The sequence below is a fragment of the Pseudomonas sp. MIL9 genome (assembly GCF_016887925.1).
GTDB lineage: Bacteria > Pseudomonadota > Gammaproteobacteria > Pseudomonadales > Pseudomonadaceae > Aquipseudomonas > Aquipseudomonas mohnii.
Window position 1 is genome coordinate 38,724 of the sequence record NZ_JAFEHE010000026.1, and the last position, 20,486, is coordinate 59,209.

Sequence of the window (20,486 nt, forward strand, 5' to 3'; positions counted from 1 at the left end):
GCCATGGCCTACGATTCGATTTTCAAAGCCGATTTGTTTGCAGGTTTTACCGTCATCGTCACCGGTGGCGGCAGTGGCATTGGCCGTTGCACCGCCCATGAACTGGCCGCCCTCGGCGCGCACGTGCTGCTGGTCGGACGCAAGGCCGACAAGTTGAAAGCCGTCGCTGCCGAAATTGCCGAAGACGGCGGCAGGGCCGACTGGAGCACCTGCGATATTCGCGAGGAAGACGCGGTGACGCACCTGGTTGGCGAACTGATCCGCAAGCACGGCCCGATCCACGGTCTGGTCAACAATGCCGGCGGGCAGTACCCGTCGCCCTTGGCGTCGATCAATCAGAAGGGGTTCGAAACGGTGATGCGCACCAATCTGGTCGGCGGTTTCCTGATGGCCCGGGAAGTGTTCAACCAGTCCATGAGCAAGCACGGCGGCGCCATCGTCAACATGCTCGCCGACATGTGGGGCGGCATGCCGGGTATGGGCCACTCGGGCGCCGCGCGTTCCGGCATGGACAACCTGACCAAGACCGCGGCGTTCGAGTGGGGTTACGCCGGGGTGCGGGTCAACGCCGTGGCGCCGGGCTGGATCGCGTCCAGTGGCATGGACACCTATGAAGGCGCGTTCAAGGCGGTGATCCCGACCTTGCGCGAACACGTGCCGCTCAAGCGGATCGGCACCGAGTCGGAGGTCAGCGCGGCCATCGTTTTCCTGCTCAGCCCGGCGGCGGCGTTCATCAGTGGCAGTACCCTGCGCATCGATGGCGCCGCGAGCCTCGGTGGCCGCGCATGGCCGATTCACAAGGCGACCAACAGTGAGTCGTACAACGGCTTTCACCGTGCGTACCTTCCAGACGTGCTCAAGGACAAGGAATAACCCATGCCGGTGATTCAGTCGCAACTCGATCCCCACAGCGAACAGTTCGCCCGCAATCGCGCGGCCATGCTGGTGGGGATCGAGCAGGTCCGCGAACTCGAGCAGAACCTGTTGAACAAGGCGGCCGAGGCCAAGCCCAAGTTCGACAAGCGCGGACAATTGCTGCCCCGCGAACGCCTCAATCTGCTGCTGGACCCCGGCGCGCCGTTCCTCGAACTGGCGAGCCTGGCCGGTTACAAACTGCACGACGACAAGGATGGCAGCTCGGCCGGTGGCGGCCTGATCGCTGGCATCGGTTACGTGTCCGGCGTGCGCACCCTGGTGGTGGCGAACAACAGTGCGATCAAGGGCGGAACCATTTCCCCCAGCGGTTTGAAAAAGTCCCTGCGCCTGCAACAGATCGCCATGGAAAACAAACTGCCGGTGATCACCCTCGCCGAAAGCGGGGGCGCCAACCTCAACTACGCGGCGGACATTTTCGTCGAAGGCGCGCGCAGCTTTGCCAATCAGGCGCGGATGTCGGCCATGGGCCTGCCGCAAATCACGGTGGTGCATGGTTCGGCGACGGCGGGCGGTGCTTATCAACCCGGATTGTCGGATTACGTGGTGGTGGTGCGAGGCAAGGCCAAGCTGTTTCTCGCCGGCCCACCGCTGCTCAAGGCGGCGACCGGTGAAGTGGCGACCGACGAAGCGCTGGGCGGCGCCGAGATGCACGCGCAAGTGGCCGGCACCGCCGAATACCTGGCTGAAAACGATGCCGACGGTGTGCGTCAGGTGCGCGAAATCGTCAGCCTGTTGCCGTGGAATGACCGGTTGCCTGCGCTACCGGAACGTCACTGGGAAGAACCGCTCTACCCCATCGATGAATTGCTCGGTCTGATCCCGGATGATCCGAAAAAGCCCTACGACGTCCGCGAGATCATCGCCCGCATCGCCGATGGTTCGAACTTCCTCGAGTTCAAGGGCGAGTTCGACCGGCAAACCGTCTGCGGCCAACTGAAAATCCAGGGCCGCGCCTGCGGCTTCATCGGTAACAACGGCCCGATCACGCCCCAGGGCGCGAGCAAGGCTGCGCAGTTCATCCAGCTGTGCGACCAGAGCCAGACGCCGCTGCTGTTTTTTCATAACACCACGGGATTCATGGTCGGCACCGAATCGGAACAGCAAGGCGTGATCAAGCATGGCGCCAAGATGATTCAAGCGGTGGCCAACGCCCGGGTACCGAAACTGACGATCGTCGTTGGCGGTTCCTATGGTGCCGGCAACTATGCGATGTGCGGCCGTGGGCTCGACCCGCGCTTCATCTTCGCCTGGCCCAATAGCCGAACGGCGGTGATGGGCGGCGCCCAGGCCGGCAAAGTGCTGCGTATCGTCACTGAGGCCAAACAGGCCAAGGACGGTCTGGTGCCCGATCCGAAAATGCTCGACATGCTGGAACAGGTCACCGCGCAGAAACTCGACAGTCAGTCCACGGCGCTCTACGGCAGCGCCAACCTATGGGATGACGGCCTGATCGATCCGCGCGAAACCCGGACCTTGCTCGGTTACTTGCTGGATATCTGTCACGAGGCCGAGGTACGGCCGCTGCAGTCCAACAGTTTTGGTGTAGCCCGCTTCTAGGGCGATCAGGAGAACAACAAGAATGATCTTCACCCAGGAACACGAAGCCCTGCGCCGCACCGTCCGCCAATTCGTCGACAACGAAATCAATCCCCACGTCGAAGAGTGGGAAAAGGCCGGACGCTTTCCGATCCACGAGATCTTCCGCAAGGCTGGCGACCTTGGCCTGCTGGGGATTTCCAAGCCGGAAAAATTCGGCGGCATGGGCCTGGACTACAGCTACTCGATCGTCGCCGCCGAAGAATTCGGCACCATTCATTGTGGCGGTATCCCGATGTCCATCGGCGTGCAGACCGACATGTGCACCCCGGCCCTGGCGCGTTTCGGCTCCGATGAATTGCGCGATGAATTCCTCCGTCCGGCCATCAGCGGCGAGCAAGTCGGCTGCATCGGCGTCTCCGAAGTCGGTGCCGGTTCCGACGTGGCCGGGTTGAAGACCACCGCGCGCAAGGACGGCGACGATTACGTGATCAACGGCAGCAAGATGTGGATCACCAATTCGCCGTGTGCCGATTTCATCTGTTTGCTGGCCAACACGTCGGACGACAAACCGCACATCAACAAATCGCTGATCATGGTGCCGATGGACACGCCGGGGATCAGCCTCAGCTCGCACCTGGACAAACTCGGCATGCGCAGCTCGGAAACCGCCCAGGTGTTTTTCGACAACGTGCGCGTGCCGCAACGCAACCGCATCGGCCATGAAGGTGCGGGGTTCATGATGCAGATGCTGCAGTTCCAGGAGGAACGCCTGTTCGGCGCGGCGAACATGATCAAGGGGCTGGAGTACTGCGTCGACAGCACGATCGAGTACTGCAAGGAGCGCAAGACCTTCGGCAGTGCATTGATCGACAACCAGGTCATTCACTTCCGCCTGGCCGAATTGCAAACCGAAATCGAATGCCTGCGAGCGCTGGTCTATCAGGCCACCGAGCAATACATCAAGGGGCATGACGTCACTCGCCTGGCGTCCATGGCCAAGCTCAAGGCCGGCCGGCTGGGCCGCGAAGTCAGCGACAGCTGCCTGCAATACTGGGGCGGCATGGGCTTCATGTGGGACAACCCGGTGGCCCGCGCCTACCGCGATGTACGGCTGGTGTCGATCGGCGGCGGGGCCGACGAAATCATGCTGGGGATCATCTGCAAACTCATGGGCATCCTGCCGGGGAAAAAGAAATGAGCACCTTGCCGGATTGCCAGACCTTGCTGCTCGAACCGCATAACGGCGTGCTGCACATCACCCTCAATCGCCCGGACAGCCGCAACGCCATGAGCTTGCAGATGGTCAGCGAACTGCGCGCGGTGCTGGCGGCGGTGCGCGATGACCGGACGACCCGCGCCCTGGTCATTGGCGGTGCTGGCGGACACTTTTGCTCCGGCGGCGACATCAAGGACATGGCCAATGCCCGCGCCCAGGGTCCCGACGCTCACCGCGACTTGAACCGATTGTTCGGTGCCCTTCTGCAAGAGGTGCAACACGCGCCGCAAGTGGTGATCACCGTGCTGCAGGGCGCCGTGCTGGGCGGCGGTTTCGGTCTGGCCTGTGTCAGTGACATCGCCCTGGCCGATCATCAGGCGCAGTTCGGCCTGCCGGAAACCAGCCTTGGCCTGCTGCCGGCGCAGATCGCGCCGTTCGTGGTCCAGCGCATCGGTTTGACCCAGGCCCGGCGACTGGCCCTGACGGCGGCGCGATTCGATGGGACCCAGGCGCGACGGATGGGACTGGTGCATTTTGTCGAGCACGATCCACAAGCACTGGCCGAACGCCTGGATGAGGTGCTGGCCCATGTGCTGTGTTGTGCGCCGAGAGCGAATGCGGCGACGAAAAAGCTGTTGCTGGCAAGTGCTCCACAACCCTCGGATGAGCTGCTGAACGAAGCCGCGCAGTGGTTCAGCGAGGCGGTGACCGGGGCCGAAGGTATCGAGGGAACGATGGCCTTTGTGCAGAAGCGTAAACCGGGGTGGGCCTCCTGAAAAACATCGCTGGCAAGCCAGCTCCCACGGTGGATTTGTGCCACACACAACCCTGTGGGAGCTGGCTTGCCAGCGAAGAGGCCAGCACTTTCACCGCAAAACCAAGGGAAAAACCCATGCCCGCACTCAAGAAAATTCTCATCGCCAACCGCGGTGAAATCGTCTGCCGCATCCAGCGTACTGCCCAGGCCCTGGGCTACCGCACCGTCGCCGTGTTCAGCGATGCCGACGCCGATGCGCTGCACGTGAAGATGGCCGATGAAGCGGTGAACATCGGCCCGGCTACGGTGCAACAGTCTTATCTGAACATCCCGGCAATCATCGAGGCCGCCCGGCGCACCGGCGCGGATGCGATCCATCCCGGCTATGGCTTTCTCTCGGAAAACGCCGGCTTCGCCCTCGCCTGTCAGCACGCTGGCATCATCTTCATCGGCCCCAGCCCCGAGGCGATTGAGTTGATGGGCAGCAAACGCCTGTCGAAGATCGCCATGCTCGAGGCCGGTGTGCCGTGCATCAAAGGCTATCAAGGTGCCGAACAGGACGATGCGACCCTGAGCCGCGAAGCCGAACGCATCGGCTATCCGCTGATGATCAAGGCCAGTGCCGGCGGTGGCGGACGCGGCATGCGCCTGGTACACGCGGCCAGCGACTTGCCGGAGCAGCTTCGCACCGCGCGCTCCGAAGCCCTGCACGGTTTTGGCAACGACGAACTGATCCTCGAACAGGCCCTGATCGAACCACGGCATGTCGAGGTTCAACTGTTCGGCGACCAGCACGGCAACCTGATCTACCTGGGCGAACGGGATTGTTCGATCCAGCGCCGACATCAGAAGGTCATCGAGGAAGCCCCGTGCCCGGTCATGACCGCCGAGTTGCGCCAGGCCATGGGCGAAGCGGCGCTCAAGGCGGGACGCGCGGTGAATTACGTCGGTGCCGGTACGGTGGAATTTCTGCTGGATGCGCGTGGACAGTTTTACTTTCTGGAAATGAACACGCGGCTGCAGGTGGAGCATCCGGTGACGGAGCTGATCACCGGGCTTGATCTGGTGGCCTGGCAACTAAATATCGCCGAGGGACAGCCGTTGCCGCTGCGTCAAGAGCAGGTGCAACTCAACGGCCACGCCATGGAAGTACGACTGTATGCCGAAGATCCGGCCCAGGGATTTCTACCGCAAACCGGGCACGTCGAGGCTTGGGAACCTGCAGCGCAACATGCCGTGCGGATCGACCATGGCCTGATCGAAGGCCAGCAGATCAGCCCTTTCTATGACCCCATGCTGGGCAAGATCATCGCCCATGGCACCACCCGCGAGGAAGCCCGGCGCAAGTTACTGCGAGCGGTGCAGGACACCGTGCTGCTGGGAGTGCAGAGCAATCAGCGTTTGCTCGCCAGCCTGCTGGATCATCCACAATTCATCAGCGGCGAATTCAGCACCGGGTTCATCGCGCAGCATTTCGCCGACCATTCCTGCCTGCACCCACATGTCCCCAGCGCCGAGGAACTGGCGATTGCCGCGGCGCTGTTCTATCAGGCCTCTGCTCAATCGCATCGCGCCCCGCTGGCCGGTTGGCGCAACAACGCCAGTGTGCCGCTCCAGTATTCTCTGGGTTTGGAGGATCAGACGTGGTCGGTGGAGCTGAAGGCTATGCCGGGCAAGGCCTACCGGATTCAGATCGCGACCCGCAGCCTGGATCTGAACATCATCGAGTGCGACGGGCGCTGGGCCACGTTGGAAATCGACGGCATCCGCAAGCGCCATGCCTACCGGCTGGAGGCGCGGCAACTGTGCCTGTTCACCCGTCCGGGCAGTCTGAGCCTGACAGACCGGACCCAGGCGCTGGTCAGCAGTCTGGCCAGCGTCAGTTCCGGCACCCTCAAGGCACCGATGGACGGCGCGATCGTCGATGTGCTGGTCCGTGAAGGCAGCCCGGTGAGCAAAGGCCAATTGCTGGTGGTGCTGGAGGCCATGAAGATGGAGCATCCGCTCAAGTCGGGCATCGACGGCGTCCTCAAGCGCTTGCAGGTGCAGGTGGGCGATCAGGTGAAAAACCGGCAGATTCTGTTGGAGGTCGAATAAGCCGCTAGGCGGATCCGCCGGGTTTGGCTACGCTCAAGCCCTATCAGGACGCGGATACCAGGAACCCTGCAATGCCTCACTGGCTGGTCATTGATCTGGAAGCCACCACCGATGAAGGTGGCTGGCCCATCACGGAAATGGAAATCATCGAAATCGGCGCCACCCTGGTGGACCGCAAGGGCCGGGAGCTGGATCACTTCCAGCGCTTCGTCAAACCGGGACGGCGTCCGTTACTGACATCGTTTTGCCGGGAACTGACCCACATAACCCAGGCCAATATCGATGCCGCGCAGCCATTGGACGAGGTATGGGAATCGTTCGAGCGTTGGCTCGGCCAACATCGCACGCACCTTGAAGGCTGGGCCAGTTGGGGCGATTACGATCGCAAACAGCTGCTTCAGGAATGGCAGCGCCTGCACATCGACAGTGCACTGGCCAAGGTGCAACACATGAACCTCAAGCAGCGTTTTGCCAAGGTCCGACGCCTGGAGCGCCCGCTGGGGCTCAATGGTGCCCTGCAACTGGCGGGTTTGCAGTTCACCGGCCAGCAACACCGGGCGCTGGAAGATGCGCGCAATACCGCACGGCTGCTGCCACTGGTTCTTCCCCTTTAGAGAGGTGACTCGGCGTTGGGCGTTGTGCATACTGGCCGGCCCTTTTTAGCCCTTTTCGAGGAATCGCCCATGTTTAAAGTCAACGAGTACTTCGACGGCAACGTCAAGTCGATCGCCTTTGACAACGTTGAAGGTCAGGCGACCATCGGTGTCATGGCTCCGGGTGACTACGACTTCGGTACCAGCCAGCGTGAAATCATGCACGTGGTGTCCGGCGCGTTGACCATTCAACTGCCGGATAGCACCGAATGGGAAACTTTCAACGCCGGCGAACAGTTCAACGTTCCGGCCAATAGCAAGTTCAAGGTGAAAGTGGCCGTCGCCACCGCTTACCTGTGCGAATACCGCGGCTAACCCCCGGGTTTCACAGCAACAAAAAAATGCCCGTGTCCAAGGACACGGGCATTTTTTATTGAGCGCCGTTACTCGAGGATGGTCACCGGCATACCGACTTGCAGCCGGCCATTGCCGTCATTGACCAGATTCTGGCCGAACATCGCGCCATCGGCTTCGGACCGGTACTTCTGCAGGGAGGCCAGGGGTTCGCGATCTGCGCTGCGCTCGCCGGTCTGCGGATCGATGGTGGTCAAAATGCAACGCGCGCACGACTTGACCACCCGGAACTCGACATCGCCGATGCGAATGCGCTTCCAGCTATCCTCGGCATACGCCTCGCTGCCTTCGATCACCAGATTCGGCCGAAAACGCAGCATTTCCAGCTCACGTCCGACTTTTTGCGACAGGTCTTCCAGCGATGCCTGGCCGATCAGCAGCAGCGGATACCCATCGGCAAACGCCACCTGATCGTCGTCCTTGCCATAACCGGCCTCGGTCATGCGCGCACGCTCCAATGGCACTTGTACCAGACGGGTCGGCTTGCCAATGAATTGGCTGACCCAAGCGCCCGCCTCGTCGCCGGCATCGGGCACACGCAGGGTGTCGCGCCAGATGGTGACGCCACGCAGTTCGGCGTCGCTTGCGGGCAAGGCGATATCGATCGGTGGGTGACCGGGGGCGTTGAGGGTCAAGCCGCCTTCAGCATTCCACAGCGCTGACAGTTGGCTCATCTGCGCCACCGCACGCTGGGTCAAAAAGCGCCCGCTGGCCTCATCGACCAGCATCCAGCGTCGATCTCCGTCCAGCCCCAGTTTGTCGAGGCTGACCTGCTGCAAAGGCTCACCCTTGCCGGATTTCAACGGATAACGATAAAGCGCGCTCAGACGCAACATGACCAGCTCCCTGGGAGGTAAAAACGCCACCCTATACGAGCTTGATCGCTGAATCAAAGGCCAAAAAACAGTGGGAGCGGCTCGCCGGAGAAAGCGACTTCACAGACTCAGCCGGCTCCTACACGTTATTTCCGGGCGTGGTCAGGCCGGCACGGCGTCGAGCATCAGGCGCTGACGCACCACGTCGACGAGTTTATCGGGCTGGAACTTGGAGAGGAAATTATCGCAGCCAACCTTCTTGACCATGGAGTCGTTGAAGCTGCCGGACAAAGAGGTGTGCAGCACCACATACAGGCCCCGCAGACGTGGATCGTTGCGGATCTCGGTGGTCAGGCGATAGCCGTCCATTTCCGGCATTTCCGCATCGGTGAAAACCATCAGCAGTTTGTCGGTCATGTTGACGCCGGTATCGGCCCAGCCCTTGAGCATGTTCAGCGCCTTCAAGCCATCGCTGGCAATGTGCATCTTCACGCCCAACTGCCCGAGCGTGTCACGCAATTGCGCCAGGGCCACATTCGAGTCATCCACCAGCAACACTTCACGACCACGGGCACGCTCCAGCACCGGATCGTCGAGTTTGTCGCGGGATACCTTGGCGTTGTACGGGACGATTTCCGCCAGGACTTTTTCAACGTCGATGATTTCCACCAACTGATCGTCGACCTTGCTGATGGCGGTCAGGTAATGCTGACGACCGGCGCTGGTCGGCGGCGGCAGAATGGCTTCCCAGTTCATATTGACGATACGGTCCACACCACCCACCAGGAATGCCTGTACCGAACGGTTGTACTCGGTGACGATGATCGTGCTGTTCGGGCCCGGCACCAGTGGACGCATGCCGATGGCCTGGGACAGGTCAATCACCGGCAGGGTCTGGCCACGCAGGTTGACCACGCCACAAACGAACGGGTGACGCTGAGGCATCAGGGTCAGCTTCGGCAGTTGCAGGACTTCCTGCACTTTAAAGACGTTGATCGCAAACAATTGCCGTCCGGCCAGCCGGAACATGAGAATTTCCAGGCGATTCTCACCCACCAGTTGCGTACGTTGGTCTACCGTATCGAGAATGCCGGCCATTCAATGACTCCTGGGCTTGTTCTGATGAATTCACTAATAGAGGGTTATCGGCTGTTTTTGCCGGAGCTTGACCCCTTGCAAAATGCCACGCACAGGCATTGATGTCACATTAACATCATGCTTTACTGGCGTTGTGATTCCATCTGCTACACTCCTGCAACGCGACCACAGCTTTCGCGTTCGGTTCCTTTGCGTAAGGGATTCCCCTAGCATCAATCAGGTAAAACCTGATATTCGCAATATCCAATAGCCATTAATGTCACGCCATTCTCATTGCATGAATGGAGTCAGGCTTGTGTGTGCGATTGCAGGTAAGTGGCCAGCCACCCTTTCTATTACTACTGCCCGCACTCCAGCCGGCTGTAGCGCGATCCCACGACCAAACGGTTACGTCGGGACGCTGTCCGTCCTGATCGACACGCGCGACATCCCCTCATTAGTCATGACGTTGTGGAGATAAGCATGCCGAACAATCGCAATGAATGGGCACAGCGGATCCCTGAATTTATCGTCGAAGCTGAAACACTCCTGGCCAAGACCGAGGAATGCCTGAGTCATTTGCAACTGATCAGCAATGACAAGGACGCGATCGACTGCATGCTCAGTACCCTCCTCAAGCTGGCCAACAAGGCCGATGCCCTGGCGCTGGCCGCTGTTTCGGAATTCTCCTTACACATACACGGCTTGCTGAATCATGCGCAGAATCATATGGACCTGCATGACGAGGCCCTGAGCGCGCTGAAAGACTGCCTGACACTGATTGCCTGGCAACTCGAACTCATCGACCAGAAAACCGGCCAGCTCAGCCTTGATGAGAGTGAACAGACCACCCTGATTGAAGCGTTTGCCTGTCAGGTTGGACAAAGTCAGTTTCGGCCACCGGTTAATTCCAAACCCTTCACAATCATTTCCTATGCTGAACAGACTTAAGAACGACAGAACGCCCCGTATTTCTTTTTTCCCCAATGACGACTCAGCAACTTGAGCAAACACACATCGCAACTGGCTATTGCATATTTAAGCGACAACCCCCAACAAATAACTAATCTCCTCGACAGCCGACAGCCTAGGGTTTTGCCTGATATTAAATGACAAAAACCTATAGACAAACGGCACCCCCTGCGCCGACGAAACAGCCTCCTTTTTGCTGGCTGGAGCCAGGGTTTGGACTCGTGTTTCCTGACTCCAAGGACATCTATCGCGTACGCGACCAACGGTATCTTAAGTGTTATTATGCCGCCCAATAGTTTGCGTCAAGTAATGGCACCGTGATTGCAGACGGTCGTAATCCGATCAAGTTCCAGACTGGATTCTTAGTCAGAATACGCCCCGTTGAAGTCGATGCCTGATACTAAAAAACATAGACCCGTCAGCTTGCATGACCGGTCTGCCCGCAGCGAACATCCATTGGCTCCATCCGCTATGCACGCCAGCCTCAAGTCCATCGCCAAGTGGCCACCTTCCAGAGAAAATGCAAGTCGGTTCACCCTTGCTCTGTGCGCCGCCTCGACGCTCGGCAATCTGCTGATCTACAGCCTGTCCGCGTATCTGCCACCAGGTTTGCTGGTGCTCAACATAGCGGCACTGGGCTGCGTCTGGATGCAGTATCACCTGTCGCGCAAGTCGATCAAATTTCAGCCTCAGGAGTTGGCCGACCGCTTGTTGCAGGTTCAGGAAAACGAGCGTCATCGACTGAGCCGGGAACTGCATGACGACATCGGTCAGTTGCTGACGGCAGCAAAGCTTCAAAGTGACTGGCTCAGGCGCCGGATGCCGGAAGACCTGCAGGGACAATGCTCGGTGCTCTGCGATACGCTGGACGAAACCCTGACCAAAGTTCGCGATGTATCGGCCATCCTCAATCCCCGACAACTGACCAGCCTTGGGCTGGAAGCCAGCCTGCGTGCGCATTTACTCAAGACGCTGACCAATACGTCGGTACACTGGAGCCTCGAATGCCATCAACGCCTGACGGGCATCCCGGAAGAGATGGCAGTGGCCGCTTTTCGAATCACTCAGGAAGCGATCACCAACATACTGCGGCATGCCGAAGCAAAAAACCTTCTGGTCTGCCTCCAGCGCTTGCCGCAAGGCCTGTCGCTGCTGATCAGTGACGACGGCCTGGGGTTTGCGCCGGCTACAGATCCCGGTCGCGAGGGGCAACGCGGTATGGCCGGGATGTCGGAACGGATCGCTCAGTTGGGTGGCACGCTGACCGTGACCAGCGAACCGGGCAAAGGCACTCAAATCGAAGCTCTCTTCCCTTGGGCACCTCGCGCGCTCGAACGGGCCAGTACGAAAAAGGTTATACATTGACTTGTAACTTACTTCTGGTGGATGACCACTCGCTGATCAGGGCTGGCGTACGCGCCCTGGTGCTCGACCTTCCTGGCTACGCGGTCATTGGCGAGGCCGATGACGGCTCGCAATTGCTCGCGATGGTCGAGCATCTGTCCCCGGATATCGTACTGCTGGACATTTCCATGAAGCAAATCGGCGGCGTTGAAGCCTTGCAGCAGCTCAAGCGTATACGCCCTCAGGCCAAGGTGCTGATCCTGTCGATGCACACCGACCCGGCACTGATCATGCAGGCGCTGGAATCGGGCGCCCATGGCTACCTGCTCAAGGACACCACAGCCACTGAACTGGAACAGGCGCTGGAGGCGTTGCGAAACAACGAACGTTACCTGAGCCCGGCCATCGCCCATACGGTTATCAACCAGGCGCTGACCCGAACCCAGAAAAACCAGACGGAATCCGCTGACTCGCACAACCTGACGCCCCGTCAGCTGGAAATCCTTCGTTTGATTGTTCGAGGAAAATCCACCCGGGAAATCGCCAACGGCCTGGGCCTGAGCGTCAAGACTGTCGAAACCCATCGCTCGCAGATCATGAAACGCTTGCAGATCTTCGATGTGGCAGGCCTTGTTTTATTCGCCGTGCGCGAGCAGATCATCAGCCTGGACGATTAACGCTGGCGCCCAACAACGGCGAATGTTCGGGCAAATGCACCCGTAACGCCCCCGGTCGAGCCGAGAATCGCAGGCTGTCACCTTCCAGCGGCTCGCCATCGAGGTTGATGTAGAGGCCTTCAGAGGCCTTGATCTCGACCCATGGCAGGCGTGCCCGCACGAACATATTGTCGATACCAAAGCCATCGGCCAGCAGGTTCTTCAAGGTGCCCACCAGTTCCTGCGGTGCCGGCAAAATGCTGATATCGAGCAGACCGTCGTCCGCCAGCGCTTGTGGACATAACACATGGCCGCCTCCCGCCTGCCGGCCATTCCCGATGCCCAACGCCAACAGCTCGCCACTCCAGTGAAAATCCGGCCCGTGCAACTCGCCATAAGCCGCGTGCAACTCACTGAAACGTGACAGGCCCGTGAAGAGATACGCAGCGCCACCGAGGACTTTTTTCAGCTCCTCCGAGGTATTGGCGGTGACCTGGCTGCCGAAACCGCCCGTGGCCATGTTCAGGAACACTTGCCCGCCCACGTCCCCCAGATCGATGGCGCTGGGCGCACGCTCCAGAAGTTCCAGTGCCTGATCCGGCTCCAGAGGAATACCGGCGGCGCGGGCAAAATCATTGGCGGTTCCCAGAGGCATCAGCACCAGACTGGCCTCGGTCGAATGCGCCGCCATGGCCTCGGCAATATCACGCAACGTGCCATCGCCACCGCCAGCAACGATTCGCCGGTAGCCGGCGGTCAGTGCTTCATTCACCAGCCGCTGCGCGTCACCGGCCTCCCAGGTCACCCGGACAGCCAGTTCCCAACCCTGCTCACGCTTGCTTTCGACGGCAGCACGCACTGCCTCGTTGAGCGCCTGTTTACCATGCAATATCAACAGCGCCTTGCGTTCGCTCATCGTTGTCACTCCCGGGATTGATTGGCCTATGGGAGATGTTGACCGCGACGCTACCGATAAAAGTCGCAGGACATTGAATTATTTCCAGTCGAGTCGACTTGAGCCCTATGTAGCGGGATTTTTCTTACAAAACGTGAGGAATCGGCTCAATTGACCAGAAAGTGTGATTGGTCCACTTTGGTGCCTTCGGTTTTTAGCGATCAGCAGCATAAACACAAGGACGTGCCATGCAGAGCCATCACTTCAGCCTATCGGTGTTTCCGGTCGCACCACTCGCAGAGAAACAGGCCAACCAGCCGGCTGAAATCAAAAACAGCATGAAATCCAACGGAGAAGTTGATATGGAACCTCGCGTCACTGAACTGGAAACACGCCTCAAGTCCATCCGAAGGGACATGGAAGACATTCGCAGTGACGTCAAATCCATCAAGCACCGACTCGCCTATTCAGCTGGCGGAACAGCCGTAGTCCTCGGGCTTCTCGGCTGGATCGCCAATAGTCGTTTCGAGCAGCTCGTGACACTGCTTCTGGCGAATTAAAGCCTCATCAACGCAAAACCCGGTTCGATCAACCGGGCTTGTAAGGCGAAGATTGTTCACCGGGTCAGCCCAGGACTTCGCTCAACGGTATGAAGTACACACTGTCACCTGCGACAAGCGTACGATCCTCGAGCACCTCAACCAGTCCATCGGCCCAGGCGGCGCTGCGCAACACCCCGGAACTCTGGTTCCTATAGATGATCGCCCGACCATTCTCCAGGTGACCGCGCAAATACTCGCGTCGATTGCCGGCTTTGAGCCAGTCAAATCCCGCCTGTACCTGCACTTTCAACGGCTCGACTTCTTTTACCCCCTGACGACGCAGGAGATAGGGCCGTGTCAGCAAGGCAAAGGTCACCAGGGTCGATGCCGGATTGCCGGGCAAGCCAATGACCGGAACGCCACGGAAGTGCCCGAATGTCAGTGGTTTACCGGGTTTGATGGCGAGTTTCCATAATGCCAACTCTCCCTCTTCCCGCAAGGCAATGCCCAAAAAGTCCGCCTCACCTACCGATACGCCCCCCGTCGAGAGAATCAGATCGACATCCTTCAACTCGCCAAGGCGCGCGCGCGTGGTGGTCAGGTCATCCGGCAGAATGCCAGCATCGATCACTTCGCAACCCAAACGCTGTAACCAACTGCAGAGCAGCACACGGTTGCTGTTATAGATCTGGCCAGGCCCCAGCGGCTGCCCGGGTTCAATCAATTCGTCCCCGGTGGAAAGAACCGCAACACGAACTTTGCGAATCACGTCCAGCTCGGCACACCCCAGCGAAGCTGCCAGGCCTTGCTCGATCGGCCCCAGACGAGTCCCCGCCGGCAAAATCAGTTCACCGATGGTGGTTTCCTGGCCTTGTGGACGAATGTTTTGCCCAAGGGTCATGGTTTCGGTGAAATGTACTCGCTCATTCGCCTGGATGACCGCGTTTTCCTGCATCTCGACGCAGTCAGCACCCGCCGGTACAGGGGCACCCGTAAAGATCCTGGCACAGGTACCCGGCTGCAATGGCTCGGGTGCCTGCCCGGCAAATATCTTCTGACTGACAACCAACGGCTCCCCCGTCCAGTCAGCCAGGCGCAAGGCATAACCGTCCATGGCGCTGTTGGGCCAAGGGGGCAAATCGAGGGTCGACACCAAATCGTCCGCCAGCACACGGCCCTGAACCTGCGCCAACGGCAAGCGTTCACGCTCATGAATCCGCGAGTTGTCGGCCAATTCCAGCAGGCGTGCCAGCGCCACCTCGACCGGCATCAGGCTGCCGGTCTTGCCCGGTTTACCCACGGGATTCACAGGGTGCCGCCTGTTTCAAATGAGCCACGAAATTACAGGGGCGATGGCGCGAGTCCAGTTGTTCGGAAAGAATGCCATCCCAACCGGTGCGCACCGCATTGGTCGAGCCTGGCAGGCAGCAGACCAGCGTCCCGTTCGCCAGACCGGCCAGGGCGCGGGACTGAACAGTGGAGGTGCCGATGTCCGCCACCGAAATCTGCCGGAACAACTCACCGAACCCATCGACTTGTTTATCGAGCAGGCAGCTCACCGCTTCCGGGGTGCTGTCGCGACCGGTAAAACCGGTGCCGCCGGTGATCAGCACGACCTGCACCACATCATCGGCAATCCAGTTGGCGACTTGCGCGCGAATTTTGTAGAGGTCATCTTTAAGCAATACCCGGGAGGCCAGGTTATGGCCGGCAGCCGTCAAGCGGTCGACGAAGACCTGGCCTGAGGTATCGGTTTCCAGGGTACGGGTATCGCTGACAGTCAGCACCGCAATGTTGAGCGGCGCGAAAGGTACATCAGCCTTGGCTTTCATAGGCTCGTCCAGTTGTAGGAGAAACAGCCCGGTGTTATATCACAGCGCCTCATTTTTTCGCCGCCCTCCCATGTCTGATGGAGAACTGCCATGACTTCGAATCAGCTGCCGCCCTGCTCCATTCTGCTCCTGGCAGGCGGTCGCGGCCAGCGCATGGGAGGGCAGGACAAAGGGTTGCTGGACTGGCACGGTGAACCGCTGATTGCACATCTGCATCGCAAGACACGGCCACTGAGCGATGACCTGATCATCTCCTGCAACCGGAACCCGGAAAAATACGCGCCTTATGCCGACCAACTGGTGCATGACGACGAAGGTGACTTTCCCGGGCCGTTGGCCGGCATTCGTGCGGGATTGAAAGCCGCTCGCCATACACATCTGCTGGTCTTGCCGTGTGATGTTCCGCGCATCGATGCCGCGCTGCTCAACAGCATGCGCGTAACCGCCAACCAGCATCCCGACAAGCCGTTGATGCTGCGCCATGGCGATCATTGGGAACCTCTTCTGTGCGTCATTCCCGTGGCACTTCGCGCTGACTTCGAAAGCGCCTGGAACGACGGCGAGCGCAGCCCGGGCCGACTCATGCGCAAACTGGGGGCTACCGCATTGCAGTGCCCTGATAATGATCCACGCCTGGCCAATCTCAACACACCGGAACTGTTAAGCGCGCACAACACTGTGTCAGACTGAACCTATCAAGGAACTTGCACGATCTGCATACGTCTCAAGCTCAGTAACCAAAAGAATTCATTTTCGGAGATACACCCATGACTCAACGGATCCTGGCCACTTTCATGCTCGCACTGGGTCTCGCTACCCTGGCCGGTTGCGCGTCGCCCGCAGTGATCACCTTGAACGACGGTCGCGAAATCCAGGCCGTCGACACGCCACACTATGACAAGGATTCGGGCTTCTACGAATTCGAACAACTGGATGGCAAACAGACCCGCATCAATAAGGATCAGGTTCGCACCGTTAAAGAGTTGTAATTTGCGCAGCGGACACTGGATACAAGAATGCCCCGATTTGTCGGGGCATTTTTTTGTCTGCATCAGAATCATGAAGCCAAACCGGATTGACGCGATTACGGATTCGGCTCGTTGCTCAGCTTATCCGCGCGTGACAGGGCTTGCGTAGCTTCGGTAACGCATTTCGTGTCATCCCCGGCGCGCTTGGACGCTTCGGCACTGGCCAACAACCGCCTGACTTCCATGGTGGTGTTTTCAGAGGTGGCTGGCAGGCTCGTGACTTTGTCCTTGAGCTCCTGAAGCTTGGCGGTGCAGAGATTGTTGTCTGCGGCGAATGCAGGAGAGGCCAACATTGCAGCGCAAATGAATATTCCAGCGAAAGCGGTACGTTTCATGGGTGTCTCCTTGCACGAAAGGTCTCGGTGTTACCGGGCGATCCGGCTGCTGTGCCGAGGTCGTTGAAAGCCACGATCGCGAGGCCTTATCAACTGACTGTAGAGCGGCCCTTAAATTCGATATTTTTTGCAGGCATGGCTAAATAAAACGCCCTGGCTCATCACCATTGAAGGGTAATGGCGCTCTCAAACTCTCGTTCCTGCCCCGTGACCGGATCGACAAATTTCAGTCCTTGGGCCAGCAGCTTCAAAGGATTGGCATAGTCATCCTCGACATCCTTGAGCACCCGGGGATAAAACGGATCATTGCAAATGCTCGCACCCAGCGCCGTCATGTGTACCCGCAGCTGATGCTTCTTGCCTGTCACCGGGTAAAGTCCATAACGCCAGAGATCCCCGTTTTTCTCCCTGACCTCGACGGCTGTCTCGGTATTGCTGGCGCCCGGCCCTTCCTGCATGCGGAAAAAAGGCTCGCCATCGACAAGACGGCTCTTGTGCACCAAGGGAAATGAGAGATCAGGCAATGCCCCGGCAATGGCCTCATACCGTTTCTCGATCTGCCGCGCAGGAAACAACGACTGATACGCCGATCGGCTCTGCGGGTTGGCAGAAAACAACACAAGCCCCGCGGTATGCCGGTCAATTCGATGCAAGGGCACCAGGTGCGGGTTATCCAGGCGACGAATCAGCCGTCTGAGCAAGGTCTGCTCCACATACTCCCCCGCCGGAGTCACGGGCAGAAAATGCGGCTTGTCTGCCACGACCAGATGCTCATCCGCGTACAAGATCGACTCGACCACCGGGATCGTTTTTTCGTCCGGTATTTCGCGGAAATAGTGAATTTTCAGGCCTTCCCTGTAAGGCAGATCAACGGTGATGGGCGCACCTTGGCCGTCGAGGACGCGGCCGCGGGCAATTCGATCCAGCCATTGTTCACGCCCGATGGCACTGAAGTGCTCGCACAGGCAGTCGAGCACGGTCTGCCACGGGCCAGGGGGCAAATAGAGCGTGCTTGCCTGGTGGTGTGCAGCCGAAAAAGTTGAAGTGGACATACGAAAGCTCTAACCCTCAATGCAGGGCGGCATTATCCGACAGAGACAGGAGTGAGCCTAGAAGAGATTCTCAAGCAGGAATCTGCTTGCGCGCCGCGGCTTCTGTGTACTCCTTGAGCCAGCGCAGCACATCGACCGCTTCCCAGCGCGCCGGGTCATAAAGCGCATACAACAAACCCTGGTAGCCCACGACGTCCAGTTGCCGGTGATAGCCGGCGCGCTGAAACAAGGCTTCGATTTCTGCGAAACAGGTATTGAAATGCAGCTTGTTGAAGGGGGTTTTGCCTTCCGTCACCAGACCATCAAGACGCAGTTCGAGAACCGCTTCGCGTACTACGTCCACCGACATCCGGTTCACGCTGCTTTTCAATTGTTCGACATTGACCACGATTTATCCCTCTCACGCCCGGGCTCGCCTGCTCAAACCCTGAAGTCAGGGGTGACAAGGTCGGCAATCCGGATAACTGTATGCACATACAGTATCCGAATCGCATTGATTAAGCCAAGGGGATCATTCGCGAAGATCGACAGGCGGGAACAGGCCATCGCAAAAAACGTTTATCGCAGGAACGCCACCACCTCATCGGCACTGAACGGCCAGCCTAGCTCCGCGCCGTTATCGACCCGCCGTAAAACAGGAATCCGCAGACTGTAGGCTTCGAACCAGGTTTCGTCTTCAGCGATATCCACCAGTTCCACCAGCAAGCCGCGCTCAACAAATTCCATCAGCATGGCTTCGGCCACTTCACAGAGATGGCACCCGAGGGTGCCGAACAACTGACATTCAGGAAGCATGAGCGCTCAACCTAAAAAATTAAGTGCTTATTCTAGGCCTGCCCTGAAAAGCCGTCGAGCCATTGAGTCCTCTGCCTTGAAACGTGAATTTCAGTGGTCTCAATCCTGGCTGACAGCACCAATCTTGTGGACCGACAAGTCTGCACCGTAATACTCCTCCTCCTGACTCAACCGCAGACCATGGAGCGCCTTGATCACGCCATACACCGCAAAACCACCGGTCAATGCCACGCCAACGCCCAACGCGGTACCAATGAACTGGCTGATCAGGCTCACCCCACCCAACCCACCCAGCACACCCTGACCGAAGATGCCGCAAGCGATACCGCCCCACGCGCCACACAGGCCATGCAGGGGCCAGACACCCAGCACATCGTCGATATGCCACTTGCTTTGAGCGGCGGTGAAACACCAGACGAACAACGCACCGGCAATCGCACCGGTCACCAGCGCGCCCACCGGGTGCATCAGGTCGGAACCGGCACAGATGGCCACCAGGCCGGCCAATGGACCGTTGTGCAGAAAGCCCGGGTCATTGCGTCCGACGATCAATGCCGCCACGGTGCCGCCAACCAAGGCCATCAATGAGTTCACCGCCACCAATCCACTGACACCTTGCAGGGTTTGGGCGCTCATGACGTTGAAACCGAACCAGCCGACAATCAGGATCCACGAACCCAACGCCAGAAAGGGAATGCTCGAAGGCGCGAACGCCACCAGGCGTCCTTCGCGATAACGGCCATTACGCGGCCCCAGCAACAGCACCGCCGCGAGCGCCAGCCAACCGCCCATGGCATGGACCACCACTGAGCCGGCAAAATCATGGAAACCTGCGCCAAAACGTTCCAGCAACCAGGCCTGCAAGCCAAAGTTACCGTTCCAGATCATGCCCTCGAAAAAGGGATAGACGAACGCTACGATCAAGGCGGTCGCGCACAACTGCGGGACGAACCGGGCGCGTTCGGCAATGCCCCCGGAAATGATCGCCGGGATCGCCGCCGCAAAGGTCAGCAGAAAGAAAAACTTCACCAGGCCATAGCCGTGATCGGCATTGATCACCGCGGCCGGTTGCATGAAAGTGACGCCGTAGGAAATCCAATACCCTATAAAGAAGTAAGCCAGGGTTGAAACGGCGAAGTCGCTGAGGATCTTCGATAACGCGTTGACCTGGTTTTTTTGCCGAACCGTTCCGACTTCCAGAAAGGCAAAACCGGCGTGCATGGCCAAAACCATGACAGCGCCGATCAGAATGAACAACGTGTTTGAGCTATGGACCAGGCTGTCCACAGCGCTTTGCAGATTTTCCATGGATTTGGCAGACCTTTAAGGCTGAAAAAAGCACCAAAGCAGTTCGTTCGGGCAATCCATGCACCAAGTTGTGACCTGTCCGCATCGAGCAGGTCACCCCCAATGAACCGATTTGGCGCACAGGGTTCGTCATGGCCAACGATGACCAGGACAATTTCACGGGTTTTGATTGTTTGAGTTATGGTTTTACTGAAATCATGCCCAGCGACAGCGCAACGGCGCAGACTGACGCACCACGACATAGCAAAAGTTGTACCAGTCATTTGTACTGAACCTTCACCCA

The 20,486-nt window shown here is 59.0% G+C and carries 23 protein-coding genes; 13 read left to right on the plus strand and 10 right to left on the minus strand.

All coding sequences use genetic code 11. The annotated features are described in order from the left end of the window. Positions 1 to 3 precede the first annotated feature (3 nt). From JQF37_RS25245 to JQF37_RS25275, 7 genes are all read left to right on the plus strand, one after another. The gene (locus JQF37_RS25245) at positions 4 to 873 is read left to right on the plus strand and encodes an SDR family oxidoreductase (protein WP_130210401.1); all 870 of its coding nucleotides are present in this window, start codon (positions 4 to 6) and stop codon (positions 871 to 873) included. 3 nt (positions 874 to 876) lie between these two features. Further along, the gene (gene atuC / locus JQF37_RS25250; RefSeq protein WP_130210403.1) at positions 877 to 2,493 is read left to right on the plus strand and encodes a geranyl-CoA carboxylase subunit beta; all 1,617 of its coding nucleotides are present in this window, start codon (positions 877 to 879) and stop codon (positions 2,491 to 2,493) included. A gap of 22 nt (positions 2,494 to 2,515) precedes the next feature. Continuing rightward, positions 2,516 to 3,673 (plus strand): citronellyl-CoA dehydrogenase, encoded by a 1,158-nt coding sequence (gene atuD, locus JQF37_RS25255; protein WP_130210405.1) that lies wholly within the window; start codon positions 2,516 to 2,518, stop codon positions 3,671 to 3,673. Then, complete coding sequence (locus JQF37_RS25260) at positions 3,670 to 4,467, plus strand: enoyl-CoA hydratase-related protein (protein ID WP_130210407.1); 798 nt, start codon at positions 3,670 to 3,672, stop codon at positions 4,465 to 4,467. The genes atuD and JQF37_RS25260 overlap by 4 nt, the downstream gene beginning before the upstream one ends. A 116-nt stretch (positions 4,468 to 4,583) precedes the next feature. After that, the gene (locus JQF37_RS25265) at positions 4,584 to 6,545 is read left to right on the plus strand and encodes an acetyl/propionyl/methylcrotonyl-CoA carboxylase subunit alpha (protein WP_130210409.1); all 1,962 of its coding nucleotides are present in this window, start codon (positions 4,584 to 4,586) and stop codon (positions 6,543 to 6,545) included. A 71-nt stretch (positions 6,546 to 6,616) separates the two neighbouring features. Next, a complete protein-coding gene (locus JQF37_RS25270) occupies positions 6,617 to 7,159 on the plus strand; it encodes an exonuclease domain-containing protein (RefSeq protein WP_130210411.1) in 543 nt (180 codons plus the stop codon). Between the two features lie 69 nt (positions 7,160 to 7,228). Continuing rightward, on the plus strand, positions 7,229 to 7,513 hold the full coding sequence (locus JQF37_RS25275; protein WP_130210413.1) for a pyrimidine/purine nucleoside phosphorylase: 285 nt from the start codon (positions 7,229 to 7,231) through the stop codon (positions 7,511 to 7,513). A gap of 68 nt (positions 7,514 to 7,581) precedes the next feature. Here the strand turns inward: JQF37_RS25275 and JQF37_RS25280 are convergent, their stop codons facing one another. Both JQF37_RS25280 and JQF37_RS25285 read right to left on the minus strand, forming a co-directional pair. After that, positions 7,582 to 8,388 carry an MOSC domain-containing protein gene (locus tag JQF37_RS25280; RefSeq protein ID WP_130210415.1) on the minus strand — a complete coding sequence of 269 codons (807 nt, stop codon included), beginning with the start codon at positions 8,386 to 8,388 and terminating at the stop codon, positions 7,582 to 7,584. Between the two features lie 141 nt (positions 8,389 to 8,529). Then, on the minus strand, positions 8,530 to 9,465 hold the full coding sequence (locus JQF37_RS25285; protein WP_130210417.1) for a chemotaxis protein CheV: 936 nt from the start codon (positions 9,463 to 9,465) through the stop codon (positions 8,530 to 8,532). Positions 9,466 to 9,927: 462 nt separating this feature from the next. On the opposite strand from JQF37_RS25285, the gene JQF37_RS25290 reads away from it, so the two are divergent. The 3 genes from JQF37_RS25290 to JQF37_RS25300 all read left to right on the plus strand — a co-directional run bounded on the left by JQF37_RS25290 (position 9,928) and on the right by JQF37_RS25300 (position 12,437). Then, positions 9,928 to 10,395, plus strand: a complete 468-nt coding sequence (locus tag JQF37_RS25290) for a hypothetical protein (protein WP_130210419.1) — start codon at positions 9,928 to 9,930, stop codon at positions 10,393 to 10,395. 492 nt (positions 10,396 to 10,887) lie between these two features. Beyond that, complete coding sequence (locus JQF37_RS25295; protein ID WP_130210439.1) at positions 10,888 to 11,781, plus strand: sensor histidine kinase; 894 nt, start codon at positions 10,888 to 10,890, stop codon at positions 11,779 to 11,781. Beyond that, positions 11,778 to 12,437 carry a response regulator transcription factor gene (locus tag JQF37_RS25300; RefSeq protein ID WP_130210421.1) on the plus strand — a complete coding sequence of 220 codons (660 nt, stop codon included), beginning with the start codon at positions 11,778 to 11,780 and terminating at the stop codon, positions 12,435 to 12,437. The genes JQF37_RS25295 and JQF37_RS25300 overlap by 4 nt, the downstream gene beginning before the upstream one ends. Here the strand turns inward: JQF37_RS25300 and yegS are convergent. Further along, entirely contained in the window at positions 12,421 to 13,332 is a 912-nt protein-coding gene (gene yegS / locus JQF37_RS25305; RefSeq protein WP_130210423.1) for a lipid kinase YegS, read from the minus strand. The two genes, JQF37_RS25300 and yegS, sit on opposite strands and share 17 nt — an antisense overlap. A gap of 227 nt (positions 13,333 to 13,559) precedes the next feature. On the opposite strand from yegS, the gene JQF37_RS25310 reads away from it, so the two are divergent. Beyond that, positions 13,560 to 13,871 (plus strand): hypothetical protein, encoded by a 312-nt coding sequence (locus JQF37_RS25310; RefSeq protein WP_130210425.1) that lies wholly within the window; start codon positions 13,560 to 13,562, stop codon positions 13,869 to 13,871. Between the two features lie 64 nt (positions 13,872 to 13,935). Here JQF37_RS25310 and glp read toward each other — a convergent pair whose 3' ends face one another. After that, entirely contained in the window at positions 13,936 to 15,162 is a 1,227-nt protein-coding gene (gene glp / locus JQF37_RS25315) for a gephyrin-like molybdotransferase Glp (protein ID WP_130210427.1), read from the minus strand. After that, positions 15,146 to 15,685, minus strand: coding sequence for a molybdenum cofactor biosynthesis protein B (gene moaB / locus JQF37_RS25320; RefSeq protein ID WP_047527249.1), 540 nt, complete (start codon positions 15,683 to 15,685; stop codon positions 15,146 to 15,148). The genes glp and moaB overlap by 17 nt, the downstream gene beginning before the upstream one ends. A gap of 90 nt (positions 15,686 to 15,775) precedes the next feature. Here moaB and mobA point away from each other — a divergent pair, with 90 nt between their 5' ends. After that, positions 15,776 to 16,375 (plus strand): molybdenum cofactor guanylyltransferase MobA, encoded by a 600-nt coding sequence (gene mobA / locus JQF37_RS25325; protein ID WP_130210429.1) that lies wholly within the window; start codon positions 15,776 to 15,778, stop codon positions 16,373 to 16,375. A 77-nt stretch (positions 16,376 to 16,452) separates the two neighbouring features. Further along, positions 16,453 to 16,674 (plus strand): YgdI/YgdR family lipoprotein, encoded by a 222-nt coding sequence (locus JQF37_RS25330; RefSeq protein WP_047527245.1) that lies wholly within the window; start codon positions 16,453 to 16,455, stop codon positions 16,672 to 16,674. A gap of 95 nt (positions 16,675 to 16,769) precedes the next feature. Here JQF37_RS25330 and JQF37_RS25335 read toward each other — a convergent pair whose 3' ends face one another. From JQF37_RS25335 to JQF37_RS25355, 5 genes are all read right to left on the minus strand, one after another. After that, a complete protein-coding gene (locus JQF37_RS25335; protein ID WP_130210431.1) occupies positions 16,770 to 17,048 on the minus strand; it encodes a hypothetical protein in 279 nt (92 codons plus the stop codon). Positions 17,049 to 17,209: 161 nt separating this feature from the next. After that, on the minus strand, positions 17,210 to 18,100 hold the full coding sequence (locus JQF37_RS25340; protein WP_130210433.1) for a pseudouridine synthase: 891 nt from the start codon (positions 18,098 to 18,100) through the stop codon (positions 17,210 to 17,212). 70 nt (positions 18,101 to 18,170) lie between these two features. Next, on the minus strand, positions 18,171 to 18,488 hold the full coding sequence (locus JQF37_RS25345) for a hypothetical protein (RefSeq protein ID WP_047527238.1): 318 nt from the start codon (positions 18,486 to 18,488) through the stop codon (positions 18,171 to 18,173). Positions 18,489 to 18,658: 170 nt separating this feature from the next. Beyond that, positions 18,659 to 18,895, minus strand: coding sequence for a glutaredoxin family protein (locus JQF37_RS25350; RefSeq protein ID WP_130210435.1), 237 nt, complete (start codon positions 18,893 to 18,895; stop codon positions 18,659 to 18,661). Positions 18,896 to 18,994: 99 nt separating this feature from the next. Continuing rightward, entirely contained in the window at positions 18,995 to 20,203 is a 1,209-nt protein-coding gene (locus JQF37_RS25355; RefSeq protein ID WP_204149782.1) for an ammonium transporter, read from the minus strand. Between the last annotated feature and the right edge of the window lie 283 nt (positions 20,204 to 20,486).